The 901-nt window shown below is 58.7% G+C and carries 1 protein-coding gene; it reads right to left on the bottom strand.

All coding sequences use genetic code 11. From position 1 onward, the window contains the following. Positions 1–307 precede the first annotated feature (307 nt). Positions 308–745 carry a DUF29 domain-containing protein gene (locus RT91_RS19730; RefSeq protein ID WP_035189385.1) on the bottom strand — a complete coding sequence of 146 codons (438 nt, stop codon included), beginning with the start codon at positions 743–745 and terminating at the stop codon, positions 308–310. Between the last annotated feature and the right edge of the window lie 156 nt (positions 746–901).

Genomic DNA, 901 nt, shown 5'->3' with positions numbered 1-901 from the left:
GGGGCAGACCCGGTTCAGCCATCCGCCTGACCTGTCAGTGCAGGAGATTGAGCGGCGTGATGCCGTGCTGGCAGAGCAACCGGAGATCACCAAAGCCGTGATGGAGGAAGTCGCGAAAGAGCGGGACCGAGGGATGGATATGATGGACTAAGCTGCCCGGAACGGTGCTCAGTAGAAAAATACCTTCACGAAAATGACCGCCGATAAGGCCAAGGCAATCGCCGTCATCCAGATGATGACACGGAGTTTGTCCCTAAGAGACTGAACATCAACTTCCGATTTGGGCCGACGAAATGGAGATGGCCCCTTAGACTTCCGGCCAGAAATCATCAGCCATCATCTGCTCGAAGGACCACGGGCAAGTGGCAGGAAAGGTAGCTTTGGGCAGACCAGTCTCCACATACGCTTCGCCGCGCGCGTCGATGTAAGCGTCGGCAAAAGCCTCTGGCAGCTTTGATTTTAGGCTAGGGTTGTCGGCCAAGTGGCGCGTGATCGCACGCCGCTGGGTGCCGATTGTAACTTCCCATGAAGCCCCGCGCCGGGCGGGCTGGTGCTGCCACTTGAGCAGGTGTGCGAGCAGGACCGTGAGGCGGTTTACAAGTTCGCGCTTCTCGGTTTTGCCCATGCTCTCGATTTCCTCGGCGATGTGTTCAATGTCGGCCTGTGTCAGCTTCCCAGCGCGCAGAAGCCCGGCCTGTTCATTCGCCCAGGCGTAGAAATCTTGGTCGTAGAGATTGGCGCTCATGCTGGCTCCGGGCGTAGTTGAATGACCTCAGCCTTGTAGCGTTCGACGGCCTCGCCGTGGTTGTCGATCTTTCCCCGGAACGCGCCTTCCGGCGTCACGGCGATGATCTTAGTGCGKCCTTTCTTCACCCGATTGATCGCCCCAACCCGCTCAAGG

This window comes from Acidiphilium sp. JA12-A1, from assembly GCF_000724705.2.
Taxonomy (GTDB): Bacteria; Pseudomonadota; Alphaproteobacteria; order Acetobacterales; family Acetobacteraceae; genus Acidiphilium; species Acidiphilium multivorum.
This window is presented reverse-complemented; position numbering and strand designations above follow the sequence as displayed.